Origin of the sequence: Pasteurella sp. WM03, assembly GCF_004570945.1 — a bacterium.
Classification (GTDB): Bacteria; Pseudomonadota; Gammaproteobacteria; order Enterobacterales; family Pasteurellaceae; genus Rodentibacter.
This window is the reverse complement of the sequence record NZ_SPPO01000007.1, coordinates 20,917-39,213: the sequence shown is the minus strand read 5'-3', so window position 1 is coordinate 39,213 and position 18,297 is coordinate 20,917. Positions and strand designations below refer to the sequence as shown.

The following is an 18,297-nucleotide window of genomic DNA, read 5'->3' as shown; positions in this document are numbered from 1 at the left end:
ATCCGTTAGGCAAATCTTGCTTTCGCTTCGGCAATCGCCTCTGCCACTCTCAGTGGTGAAACCCCACCTTTCGCACAACGTTTATCCAAACAAGATTGAAGGGAAAGAATATCATACACATCATCGCCCACCACTTCGCTAAATTGACGGAATTCCGGAATAGTAAGATCCTCCAATCCCTTACCTTTCTCAATGGCATACACCACTGTTTCACCCACAATATGATGAGAATCTCGGAAAGGTACGCCTTTTGCCACAAGATAATCAGCCAATTCGGTGGCATTGGAATAACCTTTTAGTGCTGCTTCACGGGTACGTTCAACATTCACTTTTAATTCATCCAGTACAAAGGTCGCCATATCGACACAATCTTGCCAAGTATCGAGGGCATCAAAAATCCCTTCTTTATCTTCCTGCATATCTTTATTGTAAGCGAGCGGTAAGCCCTTTAATGTCATCAGCATACCGGTTAACGCCCCCATTACTCGACCCGCTTTACCACGAATCAATTCACAAGCATCGGGGTTTTTCTTTTGTGGCATTAAAGAGGATCCCGATGTCACCCTATCCGATAATTCCACAAAATTCGCTTCGCCACTGTTAAAAATAATCATATCTTCCGCAAAACGGGAAAGATGTGCCATACTCAGGGAGGCGGTAGAAAGTAATTCTACGATATGATCGCGATCCGATACGCTGTCTAAACTATTGCGGGTGGCAAAACTAAAGCCTAAATCCTGAGCCAACACATCACGATCCACCGCATAAGCCGTACCAGCCAACGCACCACTACCAAGCGGGCAAGTGTTCATACGTTTATAAGCATCAGTCAAACGAGTGTAATCCCGATCAAACATTTCTACATAAGCCATACACCAATGGGCGAAAGTGATGGGCTGTGCACGCTGTAAATGCGTATAGCCCGGCATCACGGCTTCTTGGGTATTTTCAGCAGTTTGCACTAAATGGCGTTGTAAATTCCGAATCGAATCCTGTAATTCGATCACTCGTTGTTTACACCACATTTTAATATCAAGTGCGACCTGATCATTACGACTACGTCCGGTATGCAATTTTTTGCCAAGATTACCGACTTTATCAATCAGTTTACTTTCCACCCAGCTATGAATATCTTCCGCTTCATCTTGCAAAATCGCTTGCGGATTTGACCGCACTTCAAGCAATAATTCATTTAATGCTTGTTCTAATTGTTGCTGTTCCTCTTGCGTTAATACATTCACTTTGACTAAGGCTTTCGACCAGCCGATTGATCCTTCAATATCTTGTTCGGCTAAACGATAATCAAAACGTAATGAATCATTAAAATCTTTAAAACGCTTATCTGCGGCTTGTGTAAAACGCCCACCCCAAAGTGCCATAATATCCTCTTTCTTATCATCAATGACCCCAAAGTGCGGTCAAAATATACGGAATTTTTGAAGGGAACATTCTATCAATTCCCCCTAAATAAGTGAAATATTTTAAAAAAATCGCCAATATCTTCGAGGATAAAATGAGACAATTTATGGATAGATTAAGACAAATCATCTAATAACTTCAGTTTAATTACTTTAAAATCCGCCCCCGATTTATCATTAATAATTAGGAGTTATCTTATGCAAGTGTTGATCGAATTTATTGCTAAAATTATTGCCCCTTGGCAACGTCAATTTATCAATTTTATCCGTATTGCCATTTTTATTGTTATGGCTTGGATTGGAGGCTTAAAAGCCTTCCAATACGAAGCGGACGGGATTGCACATTTCGTATCCAATAGCCCTTTTATGAGCTTTTTTTATAATAACAGCGACAAATACGCCCCAAATGAAAAAGGCGAAATGGTTAAAGAATATGTTTTGCACAAAAACCCTGAAGGGAAAATGGTTCAAAAAAATATTGAATGGCATAAACAAAACGGAACTTATACCTTCTCTTACGGATTGGGCATCGTGATTGTGTCTATCGGGATTTTAACACTAATGGGGATTTGGAATGCCAATATTGGGCTGATTGGCGGGCTATTGACCTTCGGAATGTCAATTGTTACGCTTTCGTTCTTGATTACCACCCCGGAAACTTGGGTACCTAATCTAGGGGGTGATTTTCCTACCCCTAATTACGGTTTCCCTTATTTATCTGCAGCAGGACGTTTGATCTTAAAAGATATTATTATGATGGCAGGTGGATTAACCGTTGCAGCAGAATGTGCAAATCGAATTCTACGTAAGAAAGCAGATGGACTTGCGTAAGAAAAACGAAAAATAGGGAGCGGTCTCCCTATTTTTCTTTACAGAGGTAAAAATGGATATTCTCGATCAGCTTATTAAATTTGCCCAAATATCCGGGAGTATTAATGTTCAATGTCAATTACAAGAAGCCTGGTATATTCGCCATGAATGGCAATCTTGCCACGGGATTGTGCATATTGTTTCACAAGGGCAAGGCTATTTACATATTGACGGAATTGAAAAAGCAATAAAGCTGAAAGCAAATGATGTGGTCTTTTTCCCCCACTCTCTCGGGCATACCTTAACACATCAACCAAACTACCATCACCCAACTCCAATAAATACCCAAACGAAGGGTGCTTTTACCTTAAAACAATGCGGCAATGCAAGACCTGATTTAAGTTTATTTTGTGCTAACTTTACTTATGATAAACAATCAGAATTATTTAATAATCTCCCTGAGATGATCTTATTAAATTTGCGGGACGCCTCTTTAAAACCGTTATTAGACATATTGCAGCGTGAAGCCGATGATTATCAAGCCGGTTCTGCCAATATTATCAATGCCTTACTCAGTGTATTGCTCACCCTGTTAATTCGCACCTATTTGCAACAAGATAATGCACAACTCAACGGCTCTCTAAAGGGATTACGAGATAAACGTCTTTATAGCGTGATATCGAATATCATCGCAAAACCGGAACAGGAATGGAAAATTGAAACACTTTGCCATATAGCGAATCTATCCAAAGCCCAACTTATAAGGTTGTTTAATCAGCAAATTGGGGTCAGCCCTTATAATTTTGTCAATAATATGAGATTGCAGAAAGCAGCGGAATTACTGAAACACTCTCAGCAATCCATACTTAGTGTCGCACTAAATTGTGGTTTTCAATCAGAAAGTAATTTTGGTAAAGCATTTAAAAAATATTATCAATTAACGCCGGGACAATACCGTAAAAAATAAAATAATTTTGTAAAAGTTTGTGCTGAAAACTAGACACTATCCCATTTTAGTGATACCTTACGCACCAATTTCAGGGGCTCAGCCCACCATTCATTAACTCAACTCTTAATTAATCTCAACGATTACTCATTATGCATTTAACAGAACTTAAAAATACGCCGGTTTCGGATCTTGTGAAGCTAGGCGAGGAGCAAATGGGCTTAGAAAATTTAGCCCGTTTGCGTAAACAAGACATTGTCTTTGCTATCTTAAAACAACACGCAAAAAGTGGTGAAGATATTTTTGGCGGTGGCGTGTTAGAAATTTTACCCGATGGCTTTGGCTTTTTGCGTTCTGCTGATAGTTCATACTTAGCCGGTCCTGACGATATTTATGTTTCCCCAAGCCAAATCCGTCGTTTCAACTTACAAACCGGTGACAAAATTGAAGGCAAAATTCGTCCACCCAAAGAAGGCGAACGCTATTTTGCCCTGCTTAAAGTCGATCAAGTCAATGACGACAAGCCTGAAGTTTCCCGCAGCAAAATTCTCTTTGAAAACTTAACACCGCTCCATGCCAATTCCCGTCTAAAAATGGAAAGAGGCAATGGTTCGACAGAAGATTTAACCGCCCGTATTTTGGATTTAGCCTCGCCTATTGGTAAAGGTCAGCGTGGTTTGATTGTCGCACCACCAAAGGCGGGTAAAACCATGCTCTTGCAAAATATTGCACAAAGCATCACCCATAACTATCCGGAATGTGAGCTCATTGTTCTGTTAATTGATGAGCGTCCGGAAGAAGTGACAGAAATGCAACGCTCGGTAAAAGGCGAAGTCATTGCCTCAACCTTTGATGAGCCGGCGGCTCGTCACGTTCAAGTCGCTGAAATGGTGATCGAAAAAGCCAAACGCTCTGTCGAACATAAAAAAGATGTGGTGATTTTGCTCGACTCAATCACACGTTTGGCTCGTGCTTACAATACTGTTACCCCGGCTTCCGGTAAAATCTTATCCGGTGGTGTGGATGCGAACGCATTACACCGCCCTAAACGTTTCTTCGGTGCAGCACGTAATGTAGAGGAAGGTGGCAGCTTAACGATTATTGCAACCGCACTTGTGGATACCGGCTCAAAAATGGACGAAGTGATTTTTGAAGAATTTAAAGGGACGGGTAATATGGAACTCCATCTTTCCCGTAAGATTGCTGAAAAACGTGTCTTCCCAGCGATTGACTTCAACCGTTCGGGTACGCGTAAAGAAGATCTCCTCACCACACCTGATGAACTACAAAAAATGTGGATTCTTCGCAAAATCCTTAACCCGATGGGTGAAGTGGAAGCAATGGAATGGCTCATTGATAAACTCGGCGTAGCCAAAACCAACGAAGAGTTTTTTGAAATTATGAAACGTTCATAAATGATATGCCAAGAGGCTTAAAATCAAAATCAAAATCAACATCAAAATAAATACAAAAGGGAAACACAATGTTTCCTTTTTTGTTAACAGAAATCCAGAGATAAAAAAGTGCGGTCAAAATTGACCGCACTTTTTCTTAAAACCGGAATTATGTAGCTGTTGCACAACACTGATTTTATATTTGTTTATAGAGACACACTGCGTATGTCGGTTATAAAAAACAATTTCAGTGGATTATCAAGCGGACGCACGCACTGCGTCCCTACCACTAAGGTTATTTAATTAATTTAGCGATTTTTACAAAATAAATTTATTATGCTTTATGGTATCTTCCATTGAGATTCCTTGTGCATTGGCTAAATAATAACGCTACCTTTAATTATTCCCCTTTCACAACTGAGATAGCGAGTTCATCCAAGGCTTGTGGGTTCGCAAAACTTGGTGCTTCAGTCATTAAACAAGCCGCTGCCGTCGTTTTCGGAAAGGCAATGACATCACGAATATTGTCCGTACCGGTTAATAACATCGTTAAACGATCTAATCCAAAAGCAAGACCGGCATGGGGTGGCGTACCAAATTTTAATGCCTCCAACAAGAAGCCGAATTTTTCACGTTGTTGCTCCTCATCAATACCTAAAATACGAAATACCGTTTGCTGCATTTTCTGATCGAAAATACGCACCGAGCCGCCGCCCACTTCATAACCGTTAATCACCATATCGTAAGCATTTGCAACAGCCTCCGTAGGTGTAGCTTCCAATTGCTCAGGTGTGAAATCTTTTGGTGAAGTAAACGGATGGTGCATTGCCGCGAGACGACCTTCATCATCACGTTCAAACATTGGGAAATCAATCACCCAAAGCGGTTGCCACTCATCTAAACGGGTTAATCCCAGATCACGACCAAGTTTTAAACGTAGTGCTCCCATCGCATCCGTTGTAATTTGCCACTTATCTGCACCGAAGAAAAGAATATCACCAGTTTGTGCACCTACACGTTCAAATAAGGCTTTTAATACGTCTTCATTTAGGAATTTCGCAATCGGACTTTGTACCCCTTCAAGCCCTGCATTTACATCATTCACTTTTAACCAAGCTAAACCCTTCGCCCCATAAATACCAACAAACTGGGTATATTCATCAATTTGTTTACGGGTAATTTCATTGCCGTTTGGCACTCGAATAACGGCAACCCGACCATTAGGATCATTTGCCGGACCTTGGAATACTTTGAAATCCACATCTTTCACAATATCAGCGACATCAACCATTTCTAATGGATTACGCAAATCCGGTTTATCCGAACCGAAACGTTGCATCGCTTCTTGCCATGTCATCACAGGGAATTTTCCTAAATCGATACCAATGGTATCCAACCACAAGCCATGCACCATGCGCTCCATAATGTCACGTACTTCTTGGGCTGTTAAAAAAGAGGTTTCCACATCAATTTGAGTGAATTCAGGTTGGCGATCTGCACGCAAGTCTTCATCACGGAAACATTTCACTATCTGATAATAGCGATCAAAACCGGACATCATCAGCAACTGTTTGAAAAGCTGTGGAGATTGAGGTAAAGCATAGAACTTGCCTTTATGTACACGACTTGGTACAAGATAATCGCGCGCACCCTCTGGTGTTGCCTTGGTCAGCATTGGGGTTTCAATATCCAAGAAACCGTTATCATCCATAAAACGACGCACAAAACTGGTAATTTTCGCTCGGTTTTTCAAACGCTGCGCCATTTCCGGACGACGTAAATCAAGATAACGATATTTTAAGCGTTGTTCTTCTGTATTATTCTGATTGAAATCAAGTGGCAATACCTCAGAGGCATTATAAATACGCAATGCCTTTGCCAGAATCTCCACTTCACCCGTTGCCATATTTTTGTTGATTTGATTCTCCGGGCGGGACAGAACTTCCCCTTTAATTTGAATACAAAATTCGTTACGCAAACTTGCCGCAGCAGTTAATGCTTCTTGATATTTCGGGTCAAAGCACACTTGCACAATACCCTCACGATCACGCATATCAATAAAAATTAAGCCACCTAAATCACGGCGTCGATGAACCCAACCACTTAGTGTTACTTCTTGTCCGATGTTGTTACGGTTTAACGATCCGCAATAATGTGTACGCATCATACTCTTGTTCCTTAAATATTCTGTAAAAGTGGAAAATATCGCCGAATTATACGGAAAAAGCCATTCATTTTAAATCAGAAACAGAAATTTATTTGACCCACTGAAAACTTTCCCTAAAATAACCGCACTTTTAACCGAGGGGACGTGATATTAAAAACTGTGCTTGCATAAAATGTCGTATCTTATTACCCGCCTCTCCAATAAATAGCATATAAATCATGAAAGACACCCTCTTTTCTACGCCAATCGAAAAACTTGGCGATTTCACTTTTGATGAAAACGTTGCAGAAGTATTTCCTGACATGATCCAACGTTCTATACCGGGCTATACAAATATCATTACCGCCATTGGCATGTTAGCAGAACGCTTTGTTACGCCGAATAGTCAAGTTTATGATCTCGGCTGCTCACGTGGTGCTGCGACACTTTCAGCACGAAGAAATATCCATCAACCTGACGTCAAAATTATTGCTATTGATAATTCTCAACCTATGGTTGAGCGTTGCCGCCAGCACATTGCAGCCTACCACAGTGATATTCCCGTGGAAATTTTGTGTGAGGATATTCGCCATGTTGAAATCAAAAATGCCTCTATGGTGATTTTAAACTTCACTTTACAATTTTTGCCACCTGAAGATCGTATGGCGTTACTCACAAGAATTTACCACGGACTAAACCCTAATGGCGTTTTGGTCCTTTCTGAAAAATTCTGCTTTGAAAATGAAAAAGTCGATCATTTACTGATCGATCTCCATCATCAGTTCAAGCGAGCCAACGGTTATAGCGAACTTGAAGTCAGCCAAAAGCGTACTGCGTTAGAAAATGTGATGAGAACAGACAGCATTGAAACCCACAAAGTGCGGTTAAAAAATATCGGATTTTCTCAGGTAGAACTCTGGTTTCAATGTTTTAATTTTGGCTCAATGGTAGCCGTCAAATAACAAAATAAAAAAGCGCTCAATTCACATGGTTTTAAAAAATGAGCGCTTTTTATAAAAAACTAAGAATTAGTTTGAGCCACTTGGTTTATGAAATAAGGTGAATGCAATAAAGAGGAATCCTAAGAAACAAGACACAATGAGTGCATAAAATCCCCCATCCCATCCAAACAAATCAACCAGTTTACCCATCACATAACCCGCACTCGCCGATCCCAATAAATAACCAAACAAGCCGGTTAAACCTGTTGCCGTCCCCGTTGCAATACGTGGCACTAAATCAGCGGCTTGTAACCCAATCATCATAACCGGGCCATAAATTAAGAAACCAATCGCAACGAGACAAATATTATCCACAAATGGATTACCTGCCGGATTTTTCCAGTAAACAATAATAGCGATGAATACCCCGGTTAGAAACAATAACATTGGTGGGGCACGATGACCTTTGAAGACTTTATCACTTAAATAACCACTGGTTAACATACCGAAAATCCCGGCATATTCATATAAGAAATATGCCCAACTCTGCTTATCAACCGAAAAATGTTTCACTTCTTTTAGGTAAGTTGGTGCCCAATCAATAATGCCGTAACGAATGAAATAGACAAAAACGTTAGCAATAGCAATTGCCCATAAGAATTTGTTATTAATGATATATTTTTCGAAAATATCTTTAGAGGAAAGTGTATGTGCAGATTCAACATGTTGTACGATTTTTTCGCCTTTCCATTCATCCACAGGTGGTAGCCCCTGAGATTCCGGTGTATCCCGCATCAGCCAAAACATAATAAAAGCCAACACAATAGCAATTAATGCCGGCAAATAAAATAAAGATTGCCATGTACCAAAAATCGCTAAACCTAGGATCGCTAAAGGCCCAATTAAACCACCACCTAAATTATGGGAGACATTCCACCAACTCCACCAAACACCCCGCTCGGATATGGAGAACCAATTCGTCATGGTTTTTGCACCCGGGGGATATCCCATTCCCTGAAACCAGCCATTAAAGGCGGCTAAAATAATCATCAATGGAATAGAGGCTAATACTCCGGGCACTAATCCAAAAATTAAGCTCACTGCGGCCGAGCCAAGCAAACCTATCGTAATAAAATATTTTGGATTACTTCGATCAGACACATTCCCCATAATGAACTTACTAAAGCCATAAGCAAGAGATAATGCCACACCAACAGTCCCTAAATCCGCTTTAGTAAAACCATATTCATCAATTAAATAAGGTATCGCCAGAGAAAAGTTTTTACGAATAAGATAATATGCAGCATAACCGATGAACACGCCGGCAAAAACCTGCCAACGTAATTTTTTATACGCCGCATCGGTTTTAGAACGATCCATTCGTGGTGCCGGTGGAGAGGCTTTTAAAAAAGAAAACATATCAAACTCCCTGTATAAAATCTAAACACGCTCATTGAAATAGAATATAAACGTTTCGTTACAAAAACATTCAAGTAAAATCTCAACAACCCAAGTAAAGTATAACCCTCATATCAGACTCCAATTTTATTTTAAATCAAACAATGTTGGATTTTTTCCAACGGGCTTGATAAATTGAAACCTTTCACCACTTTTACTGATTTATAGTTTGATCTATGGCATAATTTTACTTCGTTTCCTCACATTATTTATAAAGGACAAACCCATGCGAATTTTACATACGATGTTACGTGTGGGCGATTTAGATCGCTCAATTAAATTTTATCAAGAGGTTTTGGGCATGCGTTTATTACGTACCAGCGAAAACCCTGAATACAAATACTCTTTAGCCTTTCTCGGTTACGATGATGAAGATAAATCCTCAGTCATTGAACTGACTTATAATTGGGGAGTGACAGAATATGATCTCGGCACAGCATATGGCCATATTGCTATCGGGGTAGATGATATTTATACCACCTGTGAAGCTGTTCGTACTATGGGTGGAAAAGTCACCCGTGAACCCGGTCCGGTAAAAGGCGGTAGTACGGTGATAGCCTTTGTAGAAGATCCTAACGGTTATAAAATCGAATTTATTGAAAATAAAAGTGCAAAAGCCGGGCTCGGCAATTAAAAGTGCGGTCAGTTTCCGCAAGGTTTTAATAACGTAGCGTTGTCTACGTTATTTTATTTTTTTAGGATACGATTATGTCCGATTCTCAAATTCCTTATCATCATCAATTAAAAAATCGCTTCAGAGGCTATTTCCCTGTCATTATTGATGTGGAAACGGCTGGTTTTGAGGCTAAAAAAGATGCGCTATTAGAACTGGCGGCTATTACGCTAAAAATGGATGAAAATGGCTATTTACAGCCCGATCAAAAATGTCATTTTCATATCGAACCTTTTGAAGGGGCAAATATCAACCCCGAATCATTGAAATTCAATGGCATTGATATTCACAATCCATTACGCGGTGCAGTATCCGAATTAGAAGCGATCACTGCGTTATTCCAAATGGTACGCCGTGGGCAAAAAGAAGCAGATTGTCAGCGTTCTATTATCGTGGCACATAATGCAGCTTTCGATCAAAGTTTTGTCATGGCTGCAGCGGAGCGTACCGGCGTCAAACGCAACCCATTTCATCCCTTTGGAATGTTTGATACTGCAAGTCTGGCAGGATTAATGTTCGGACAAACGGTTCTCGTGAAAGCCTGCCAAGCCGCAAACATTCCTTTCGACGGCAAACAAGCTCATTCTGCGCTCTATGACACTGAACGTACCGCGGAATTGTTCTGTTATATGGTAAATCATTTAAAAGATCTTGGTGGATTTCCCCACTTAAATAGAGCGGAAAACGAAAAAACGAAGGAAAAATCAACCGCACTTTAAATTTTTCCAAAAGAGGGGTTGCAATCGTTTTCGTTTTCCAGTAGTTTAAAAGACAATTCTTACTTGGAGATTTAAATATGAACATTATCCGCCATCATCACCATTTCACTGAATAATCTTTCAGGTATGTGGCGTGCTTGGAAGACATCTTCCGAGCCAAATAGGATAGTGAAAAATCTTACCCCTCGGAAGGCAACTTTCGAGGGGTTTCTTTTATCATACAGGAGTAAATTAACGATGCGACATTATCCCTTTTGTTTCTTGAACGTTTCCCCCTATTCACACATTAATCTATAAGGAAAAAACACAATGTTATCAAACCCCGTTGTTATCTCAATAATTGTGCTACTTGCACTTAGTCTGCTACGTATCAATGTTGTAATCGCTCTCGTGATCGCTGCACTCACCGCCGGTTTATTCGGTGATCTTGGTTTAACAAAAACCATCGAAACCTTCACCGGAGGATTAGGTGGTGGTGCTGAAGTTGCCATGAATTATGCCATGCTTGGCGCCTTTGCTATCGCAATCTCGAAATCAGGCATCACTGATTTACTCGCCTATAAAATCATCAAAAAAATTAATAAAACGCCAACAGGCAACAATCTGGCTTGGTTTAAGTATTTAATTTTTGCAATATTGGCTCTATTTGCGATTTCATCTCAAAACCTATTACCGGTACATATTGCCTTTATTCCTATTATTATCCCGCCACTATTATCAATCTTTAATCGTCTAAAAATTGATCGCCGAGCAGTGGCATGTGTACTCACCTTTGGTTTAACCGCTACCTATATGCTTTTACCGGTGGGCTTTGGTAAAATCTTTATTGAAAGTATTTTGGTGAAAAATATCAATCAAGCAGGAGCATCGCTCGGCTTACAAACTGATGTCGCCCAAGTTTCACTGGCAATGTTACTACCGGTCGCCGGCATGATCTTGGGGCTATTAACAGCAGTCTTCATCACTTATCGCAAACCTCGTGAATATAATGTAGCTATTGAAGAACCGACTACCAAGGAAATTGAAGCGCATATTGCGAATATTCAACCAAAACACATCACGACAAGTTTAATTGCTATTGTCGCAACCTTCGCAACACAATTAGTCACCAGCTCAACAATCATTGGTGGCTTGATCGGTTTGGTTATTTTCGCTGTATTTGGTATCTTCAAACTCAAAGAAAGTAATGATATCTTCCAACAAGGCTTGCGTTTAATGGCGATGATTGGATTTGTGATGATTGCTGCTTCAGGATTTGCTAACGTCATTAATGCCACCACAGGTGTGACAGATTTAGTGCAAAACCTTAGTAATGGTGCAATTCAAAGTAAGGGCTTGGCCGCATTTTTGATGTTACTTGTTGGTTTGCTCATCACCATGGGAATAGGCTCTTCTTTCTCAACGGTTCCTATTATTACCTCAATTTATGTGCCACTTTGCTTATCCTTTGGCTTCTCTCCATTAGCGACGGTCTCTATTGTAGGGGTTGCCGCCGCATTAGGTGACGCAGGATCGCCTGCCTCTGACTCGACATTAGGGCCAACATCAGGTTTAAATATGGATGGTAAACACGACCACATTTGGGATTCTGTTGTACCTACGTTCATTCACTACAATATTCCACTCATTATCTTCGGCTGGATTGCCGCAATGTACCTTTAACGATTATAATCCCCCCCTCAGGGGGATTTTTTATGCGCATTCAACAACTCATCAACACGCTAGAACAAAAGGTTCAACAGCTCCAACAAATCTATTCATCACGACAAGAAGAAAAAATTTTCACTAAATTTGACCGCACTTTATTTAGCGAAAATGGACAAACTACTGCATTTTATTTTGCTGAAATTGAGACAACCTTAAAAAAAATAAAATCCCTTTATTCAACTGATGTTGATCACTACAAGTTCATTACCGAGCATTTACTCAAACAATGTCGCGCACTATCTGAGGCGCTAAATCGAAAACAACATCAACCTATTTCACCAAAACCTAAAACATCCCCGGTAAAAAAAGCACATCACGATGTTCACAAACTGCCACCACGTGAACGTTTAGAAAAATATTATGAGGCTCTCGAACAGCTGAACAATTTATACCTACAGCAGAAAGATCTGATAAGTATTGAAAAAAATCCTGAAGAACAAAAAAAAATAATAAGATTAGCAGAGGGGTATAAATACCGCCGTCAAAAATGCCAAGAAGCAATTGATCTATTAGAGGAGTATTTAGCTTTTAAAGAAGAGCAAGAAATTAAAAATAACTCAGAAAAATAACCGTCACCAACCACTGTATTCCACTGAAAACTATTGATAATGAAAAAGCAAAATCCCCTAACTTTTGATTAGGGGATCTTAAAAATTTAATGGCGGAGGAAGTGAGATTCGAACTCACGGAGGGCGTAAACCCTCGCCGGTTTTCAAGACCGGTGCCTTCAACCACTCGACCATTCCTCCGTGATTTAAGCGAGGTGAATAATACGTTTTTTACCTAACCTCGTCAAGAGTAAAAAAACAATATTTTTTCGAATGATTAATTTTACCTCAATTTTAGATGAAAAAATTGGCACATTACTGTGCCAATCTTATTTTTCTTATTCAATCTTCGCTTGGGTTGGCTCAGAATAGACATGACTAATCGCACTATGATGACCGGCAGAACCTTTACCATAAAAATAATAGCGAGATTCCATCCATTCAATAATAGCAAAAGGTTTGCCCATTTCCTCACTTGCTTTTGCGAGTGTCATTTCCGCTTTTGTATGAACAACAGAAGAAACTGTCCCTAAGCGACCGTCAAATGTATAAGTGCGGGCAAATTCTACGGTATTTCCTATCTCCGGCTTTTCAGGCTGCATTAATACCACAGAGGGTTCGTCATTTTGAGCGTTATCTTTAGCGTGAAGACGTTCTAATGACTCTTGGACTTTTTTCTGTACTGATTCATTTGCCGGTTGTGTAATGAAGTCCAATGCAGGTTTAATTTCCACAGGACTCTCCTCAATCACAATGCCGGTAGCCGGTGTAATAAACCCTTTCTTGGTTTTCTCTTGCTCAAGCAATTCATCGACGGATAAGAATTGATTCTCTTTAGGAGAGGGGGCATTTACCGTTGAATAATCCATCCATACCTTACCACTTGCTAATTCAGGTGAAACAACTGCTGCAAACAATGGCATTGGAGATTTAGCTTCATAACGACGACGGCGTTGATTATTTGCGACACGTAGATGACGTGGCATACGGCGTTGACGTTCTTGACGTTCCTGATGAGGTTGTTTTTCTTCAGTCGCTGTTTGAACCATTTCAACACTTGGCTCATTATCATCTATTCGTACACGTTTATTTAAATCGCGACGTTGACGACGTTGTACAACAGTTTGCTCCGTTTTCTCTTCCGGTTTATTCTCTAAAACAGGAGGCAAATTGACCGCACTTTCAATAATACTTTCATCCACAGTATTATTTCGACGAGAACGACGTTGGTTACGCTCACGCGTTAAACGCACATTATCCTCTTCAAATTTTGGCGTATCATTATTTTCCACTTTGGTGCGACGTGTCACACGCTGTTCTTGTGGCCGGCGCGGGGTTCGATTATGACGAGCGCGATTATTTTTGCTTTTATTTTTTTCTTCCTCTATATTCTCAGAAGTAAATAAGCGTTTAATTTTAGCCATAAATTTTGCAAGTAACGATGGCTCTTTTGATTTACGCTCTAACGGTGTTGGAGCAGCCTCCGAAATAGAAAGTGATACAGCCGCACTTTCTACCGCTACTTGCTCTTGCACCACAGTGGTATCAGAATTTCGAGACGTTAAAGCTTCGTCTCCCGTATCATCTTGCAAACAATGAATTTTCGCTAAATTGTAGCTAAGTTCATTCACTTCTTCTCCATCGCGGACGCGAAATACGCTGAAATGAGGCGTTTCCATCGCTTCATTTGGCACCACGATCACATCAACACTATGACGCTTTTCAATACTACTGATAGCTTTACGTTTCTCATTTAAAAGGTAAGAGGCAATTTGCACCGGCACAATCGTATGAACTTGCTTGGTATTTTCTTTTAGCGCTTCTTCTTCAATTAAACGTAAAATTGACAAAGACAGAGATTCATTATCTCGGACTTTCCCCGTGCCCTGACAACGAGGGCAAATATGATGAGAGGATTCCCCCAATGATGGGCTTAAACGTTGACGGGACATCTCCAATAAACCGAAACGAGAAATTCGACTAATTTGAATCCGAGCACGGTCTTGGCGTACCGCATCACGTATACGATTTTCCACCTCTCTTTGGTGGCGAACCGGTGTCATATCAATAAAGTCAATAACGACCAGTCCCCCTAAATCACGCAAACGCAATTGACGAGCAATTTCATCTGCTGCTTCAAGATTAGTATTAAGTGCCGTTTCTTCAATATCACCACCCCGGGTCGAACGAGCCGAGTTAATATCGATCGCAGTTAAAGCTTCTGTGACATCAATCACAATAGAACCACCGGATGGTAAACGCACTTCACGTTGGAATGCCGATTCAATTTGAGATTCAATCTGATAATGGCTAAAAAGTGGCACCTCACCCTGATAGAGTTTCACCCGATTGATAAAATCCGGACGAACCAATTTGATATGGGCTTTTGCCTTTTCAAAAATTTTCGGACTATCAATTAAAATCTCACCAATATCTCTGCGTAAATAATCACGAATCGCACGAACAATCACATCACTTTCTTGATGAATTAAGAAAGGTGCCGGTCGACTTTGTGATGCTTGTTTAATTGCTTCCCAATGGTGTAGCAATACTTTTAAGTCCCATTGCAGTTCCTCCGGTGATTTACCAACCCCTGCGGTACGTACAATCAACCCCACACCTTCCGGCACCACTAAAGAACTTAATGCCTCTTTTAGTTCAGTACGTTCATCACCTTCAATACGACGGGAAATACCACCGGCACGTGGATTATTTGGCATAATCACCAAATAACTTCCAGCAAGGGAAACAAAGGTTGTGAGCGCCGCACCTTTATTACCGCGCTCTTCCTTATTCACTTGAACAATAATTTCTTGTCCTTCACTCAAAATATCACGAATATTTGGACGCCCCTGGAAAACATAATCTGCCGGAAAATATTCACGGGCAATTTCTTTTAAAGGTAAAAAACCGTGACGTTCTGCACCATAATCGACAAATGCCGCTTCAAGACTCGGTTCCACTCGGGTAATTTTTCCTTTGTAGATATTCGCTTTTTTCTGTTCATGACCCGGACTTTCGATGTCCAAATCAAAAAGGCGTTGTCCATCAACAAGCGCCACCCGCAACTCTTCTTTTTGAGTTGCATTAATTAACATTCTTTTCATTGTCAATTCTCTTTCTTAAATTTTAAAAGGTACCTCAAAATAAACCGCACTTTGCTTCGTTATCGACCTCGTGTTTCTCGCGCCAGTCAATCTCACGATTGTATGTTGCTGGGTGCATTGATAACGTTATGAAACAATAAAAGGACTGTTTTATAAAACAACGCGATATTTCTTCACGCGCTGCAAGCGGCACATTTATTTAGAGAAAAAATGCTGATTATCAATGTCTTATGCCAAATGCTGCATTGAATTGCCATCAACAAAACTTGTCATTTTCTACACGGAATTTTATGCGTAAAAGGACGCCCTATTATCCATAGAAACCAATAAATTAGCAAGGTGAGAATTACCCTCAATAAGTCTTTTATGATATGATTCGCACCAATTTTAGAAAGGTGAAAAAATGACAGAACAGAAAGAAAACATCATCAATGCCTCTGTAAAAATACTCACAATCAGTGAAGATGAAGCCGGTCAGCGCATAGATAATTATTTGTTGTCGAAACTCAAAGGTGTACCAAAAAGTTTGATTTATCGCATCGTTCGCAAAGGTGAAGTGAGAGTGAATAAAGGACGCATTAAGCCTGAGTATAAATTACAAACGAATGATGTGGTGCGCATACCGCCTGTGCGCACCACAGAAAAAAATAACGCACCGGTATCGAAAAACTTAAATAAAGTTGCGGATCTTGAATATAAAATTTTGTTTGAGGATGATTGTTTAATTGTGCTAAATAAACCTTCCGGTATTGCTGTACACGGGGGAAGCGGGTTAAATTTTGGTGTAATTGAAGCATTACGTGCATTACGTCCGGAGACCCGTTTTTTAGAGTTAGTACATCGTTTAGATCGGGATACATCCGGTATTCTGCTTATCGCGAAAAAGCGTTCGGCACTACGAAATCTACACGAACAACTTCGTCTGAAAACAATACAGAAAGATTATTTGGCTTTGGTGCGTGGACAATGGCAGTCCCATATAAAAATAGTGAAAGCGCCACTATTAAAAAATGAACTTTCTAGTGGCGAACGTATTGTACGAGTCAATGAACAAGGTAAACCTTCTGAAACCCGTTTTTCTATTGAAGAACGTTATCCGAATGCCACATTAATAAAAGCGTCACCGATCACCGGGCGAACCCATCAAATTCGTGTCCACACCCAATACATGGGGCATCCAATTGCACTAGACGATAAATATGGTGATAAAGATTTTGATGAAAAAATGAAAACTCTTGGCTTAAATCGTTTATTTTTGCACGCTTTCTCTATTCGTTTTGAACACCCAAAAACAAATGAAACATTGCGGATAAACGCCCCTCTTGATGAAAAGATGAAGACAATACTGAAAAAGTTAAGGGAAAGCAAATAGACAAATTTAACATTTATTGCTATATTGGCGCGGAGACAGCAGGTTTCTATCAACATTTTCATAATAACGACAACAAAAAGGATAGCAAAATGGCAAAAGGACAATCTTTACAAGATCCTTACTTGAATGCATTACGTCGCGAACGTATTCCCGTGTCAATTTATCTTGTCAATGGGATTAAATTGCAAGGTCAAATTGAATCATTCGATCAATTTGTGATTCTATTAAAAAATACTGTTAATCAAATGGTATATAAACACGCAATTTCTACTGTGGTTCCTGCCCGTTCCGTTTCCCATCACAATAATAACCACCATAATGTACAAGCGACAGAAGTTGTAGAAACAACTGAAACAAAAACGGAATAGTCGGTTGAAAGCTATTTGATATCATGTAGCAAATATACAAGCCGTGGAATTTGAACGACATATAGGGACACACCGTGTCCCTCAAGTAGCTTGGAAATCTACTCTATGTTACAGTTTCATAATAAAGTGCGGTTGAGTTTTGCTTTAAATTTTAGTTGCACACTCTTATTGTTAATGAACCAGCCTATTTTTCGATAATGTTCACGATTATCAACCTTCCTCGTTGTCATGAGAAAAATAATACACTGACAGGCTTTAATAAATTTTTGTGCTAACTTCACAAATTTACAAAAAGTCTTCCCTTATAACTAGACATTCATAAAAGATTTTGATATTTTCTCGCCACTCATATTTGGAGAGTTTGCCCAAAAGGATTTCATAATGAAAAAAATTTCAATGATTTTAACCGCACTTTTTTCAGCGGTATCACTTTCTGTCTTTGCTACGCCACAAAAAATAAGCACCTCCCTACCAAAACAATGTGTACAATTATTTAAAGAGACCGAGAGCTTAATCGCTCAAGCAGAAAAACAGCCGGGTACACATACTCAAGTAAACAAAATAAAAAGCAAGTTAAACCAAAGTAAAAAACAAATTCTCGAAATGGAGCTTGCTACACAGTTAAAAAGTTGTGATATTGGTTTAGCCCGATTAACCAATATGAAAAACTATTCTGAATAACATCACCCA

The 18,297-nt window shown here is 39.8% G+C and carries 15 protein-coding genes, 1 tRNA gene and 1 other annotated feature; of the genes, 11 read left to right on the top strand and 5 right to left on the bottom strand.

What is annotated here, in order from left to right:
* Positions 1-5 precede the first annotated feature (5 nt).
* The gene (gene argH, locus E4T92_RS08050) at positions 6-1,379 is read right to left on the bottom strand and encodes an argininosuccinate lyase (RefSeq protein ID WP_135094200.1); all 1,374 of its coding nucleotides are present in this window, start codon (positions 1,377-1,379) and stop codon (positions 6-8) included.
* 237 nt (positions 1,380-1,616) lie between these two features.
* Here argH and E4T92_RS08045 point away from each other — a divergent pair, with 237 nt between their 5' ends.
* The 3 genes from E4T92_RS08045 to rho all read left to right on the top strand — a co-directional run bounded on the left by E4T92_RS08045 (position 1,617) and on the right by rho (position 4,589).
* Positions 1,617-2,249 (top strand): DUF417 family protein, encoded by a 633-nt coding sequence (locus tag E4T92_RS08045; protein ID WP_135094199.1) that lies wholly within the window; start codon positions 1,617-1,619, stop codon positions 2,247-2,249.
* A 52-nt stretch (positions 2,250-2,301) separates the two neighbouring features.
* The gene (locus E4T92_RS08040; RefSeq protein ID WP_135094198.1) at positions 2,302-3,195 is read left to right on the top strand and encodes an AraC family transcriptional regulator; all 894 of its coding nucleotides are present in this window, start codon (positions 2,302-2,304) and stop codon (positions 3,193-3,195) included.
* A gap of 131 nt (positions 3,196-3,326) precedes the next feature.
* A complete protein-coding gene (gene rho, locus E4T92_RS08035) occupies positions 3,327-4,589 on the top strand; it encodes a transcription termination factor Rho (RefSeq protein WP_018355393.1) in 1,263 nt (420 codons plus the stop codon).
* Positions 4,590-4,968: 379 nt separating this feature from the next.
* Here rho and aspS read toward each other — a convergent pair whose 3' ends face one another.
* The gene (aspS, locus tag E4T92_RS08030) at positions 4,969-6,735 is read right to left on the bottom strand and encodes an aspartate--tRNA ligase (protein WP_135094197.1); all 1,767 of its coding nucleotides are present in this window, start codon (positions 6,733-6,735) and stop codon (positions 4,969-4,971) included.
* Positions 6,736-6,950: 215 nt separating this feature from the next.
* On the opposite strand from aspS, the gene cmoA reads away from it, so the two are divergent.
* The gene (cmoA, locus tag E4T92_RS08025) at positions 6,951-7,676 is read left to right on the top strand and encodes a carboxy-S-adenosyl-L-methionine synthase CmoA (protein WP_135094196.1); all 726 of its coding nucleotides are present in this window, start codon (positions 6,951-6,953) and stop codon (positions 7,674-7,676) included.
* Between the two features lie 66 nt (positions 7,677-7,742).
* On the opposite strand, the gene pgtP is transcribed toward cmoA, so the two are convergent.
* Positions 7,743-9,074 (bottom strand): phosphoglycerate transporter protein PgtP, encoded by a 1,332-nt coding sequence (gene pgtP / locus E4T92_RS08020; RefSeq protein ID WP_135094195.1) that lies wholly within the window; start codon positions 9,072-9,074, stop codon positions 7,743-7,745.
* 265 nt (positions 9,075-9,339) lie between these two features.
* Here pgtP and gloA point away from each other — a divergent pair, with 265 nt between their 5' ends.
* The 4 genes from gloA to priC all read left to right on the top strand — a co-directional run bounded on the left by gloA (position 9,340) and on the right by priC (position 12,781).
* Positions 9,340-9,747, top strand: coding sequence for a lactoylglutathione lyase (gene gloA / locus E4T92_RS08015; RefSeq protein WP_077542085.1), 408 nt, complete (start codon positions 9,340-9,342; stop codon positions 9,745-9,747).
* A 74-nt stretch (positions 9,748-9,821) separates the two neighbouring features.
* Positions 9,822-10,505: a ribonuclease T gene (gene rnt, locus E4T92_RS08010; RefSeq protein WP_077542084.1), complete on the top strand. Its 684-nt coding sequence runs from the start codon at positions 9,822-9,824 to the stop codon at positions 10,503-10,505.
* 91 nt (positions 10,506-10,596) lie between these two features.
* Positions 10,597-10,720: a sequence feature (His leader region), on the top strand.
* A 94-nt stretch (positions 10,721-10,814) separates the two neighbouring features.
* Positions 10,815-12,167, top strand: coding sequence for a Na+/H+ antiporter family protein (locus tag E4T92_RS08005; protein ID WP_135094194.1), 1,353 nt, complete (start codon positions 10,815-10,817; stop codon positions 12,165-12,167).
* Positions 12,168-12,199: 32 nt separating this feature from the next.
* The gene (priC, locus tag E4T92_RS08000) at positions 12,200-12,781 is read left to right on the top strand and encodes a primosomal replication protein PriC (protein ID WP_135094193.1); all 582 of its coding nucleotides are present in this window, start codon (positions 12,200-12,202) and stop codon (positions 12,779-12,781) included.
* A 90-nt stretch (positions 12,782-12,871) separates the two neighbouring features.
* Here the strand turns inward: priC and E4T92_RS07995 are convergent.
* Positions 12,872-12,961, bottom strand: a tRNA-Ser gene (locus E4T92_RS07995).
* A gap of 137 nt (positions 12,962-13,098) precedes the next feature.
* Positions 13,099-15,867 (bottom strand): ribonuclease E, encoded by a 2,769-nt coding sequence (rne, locus tag E4T92_RS07990; RefSeq protein WP_135094192.1) that lies wholly within the window; start codon positions 15,865-15,867, stop codon positions 13,099-13,101.
* A 403-nt stretch (positions 15,868-16,270) separates the two neighbouring features.
* On the opposite strand from rne, the gene rluC reads away from it, so the two are divergent.
* The 3 genes from rluC to E4T92_RS07975 all read left to right on the top strand — a co-directional run bounded on the left by rluC (position 16,271) and on the right by E4T92_RS07975 (position 18,288).
* Positions 16,271-17,239, top strand: coding sequence for a 23S rRNA pseudouridine(955/2504/2580) synthase RluC (gene rluC, locus E4T92_RS07985; protein ID WP_135094191.1), 969 nt, complete (start codon positions 16,271-16,273; stop codon positions 17,237-17,239).
* An 89-nt stretch (positions 17,240-17,328) separates the two neighbouring features.
* Entirely contained in the window at positions 17,329-17,607 is a 279-nt protein-coding gene (hfq, locus tag E4T92_RS07980; RefSeq protein WP_077542079.1) for an RNA chaperone Hfq, read from the top strand.
* Between the two features lie 381 nt (positions 17,608-17,988).
* Complete coding sequence (locus tag E4T92_RS07975) at positions 17,989-18,288, top strand: DUF5339 domain-containing protein (RefSeq protein WP_135094190.1); 300 nt, start codon at positions 17,989-17,991, stop codon at positions 18,286-18,288.
* Positions 18,289-18,297 lie beyond the last annotated feature (9 nt).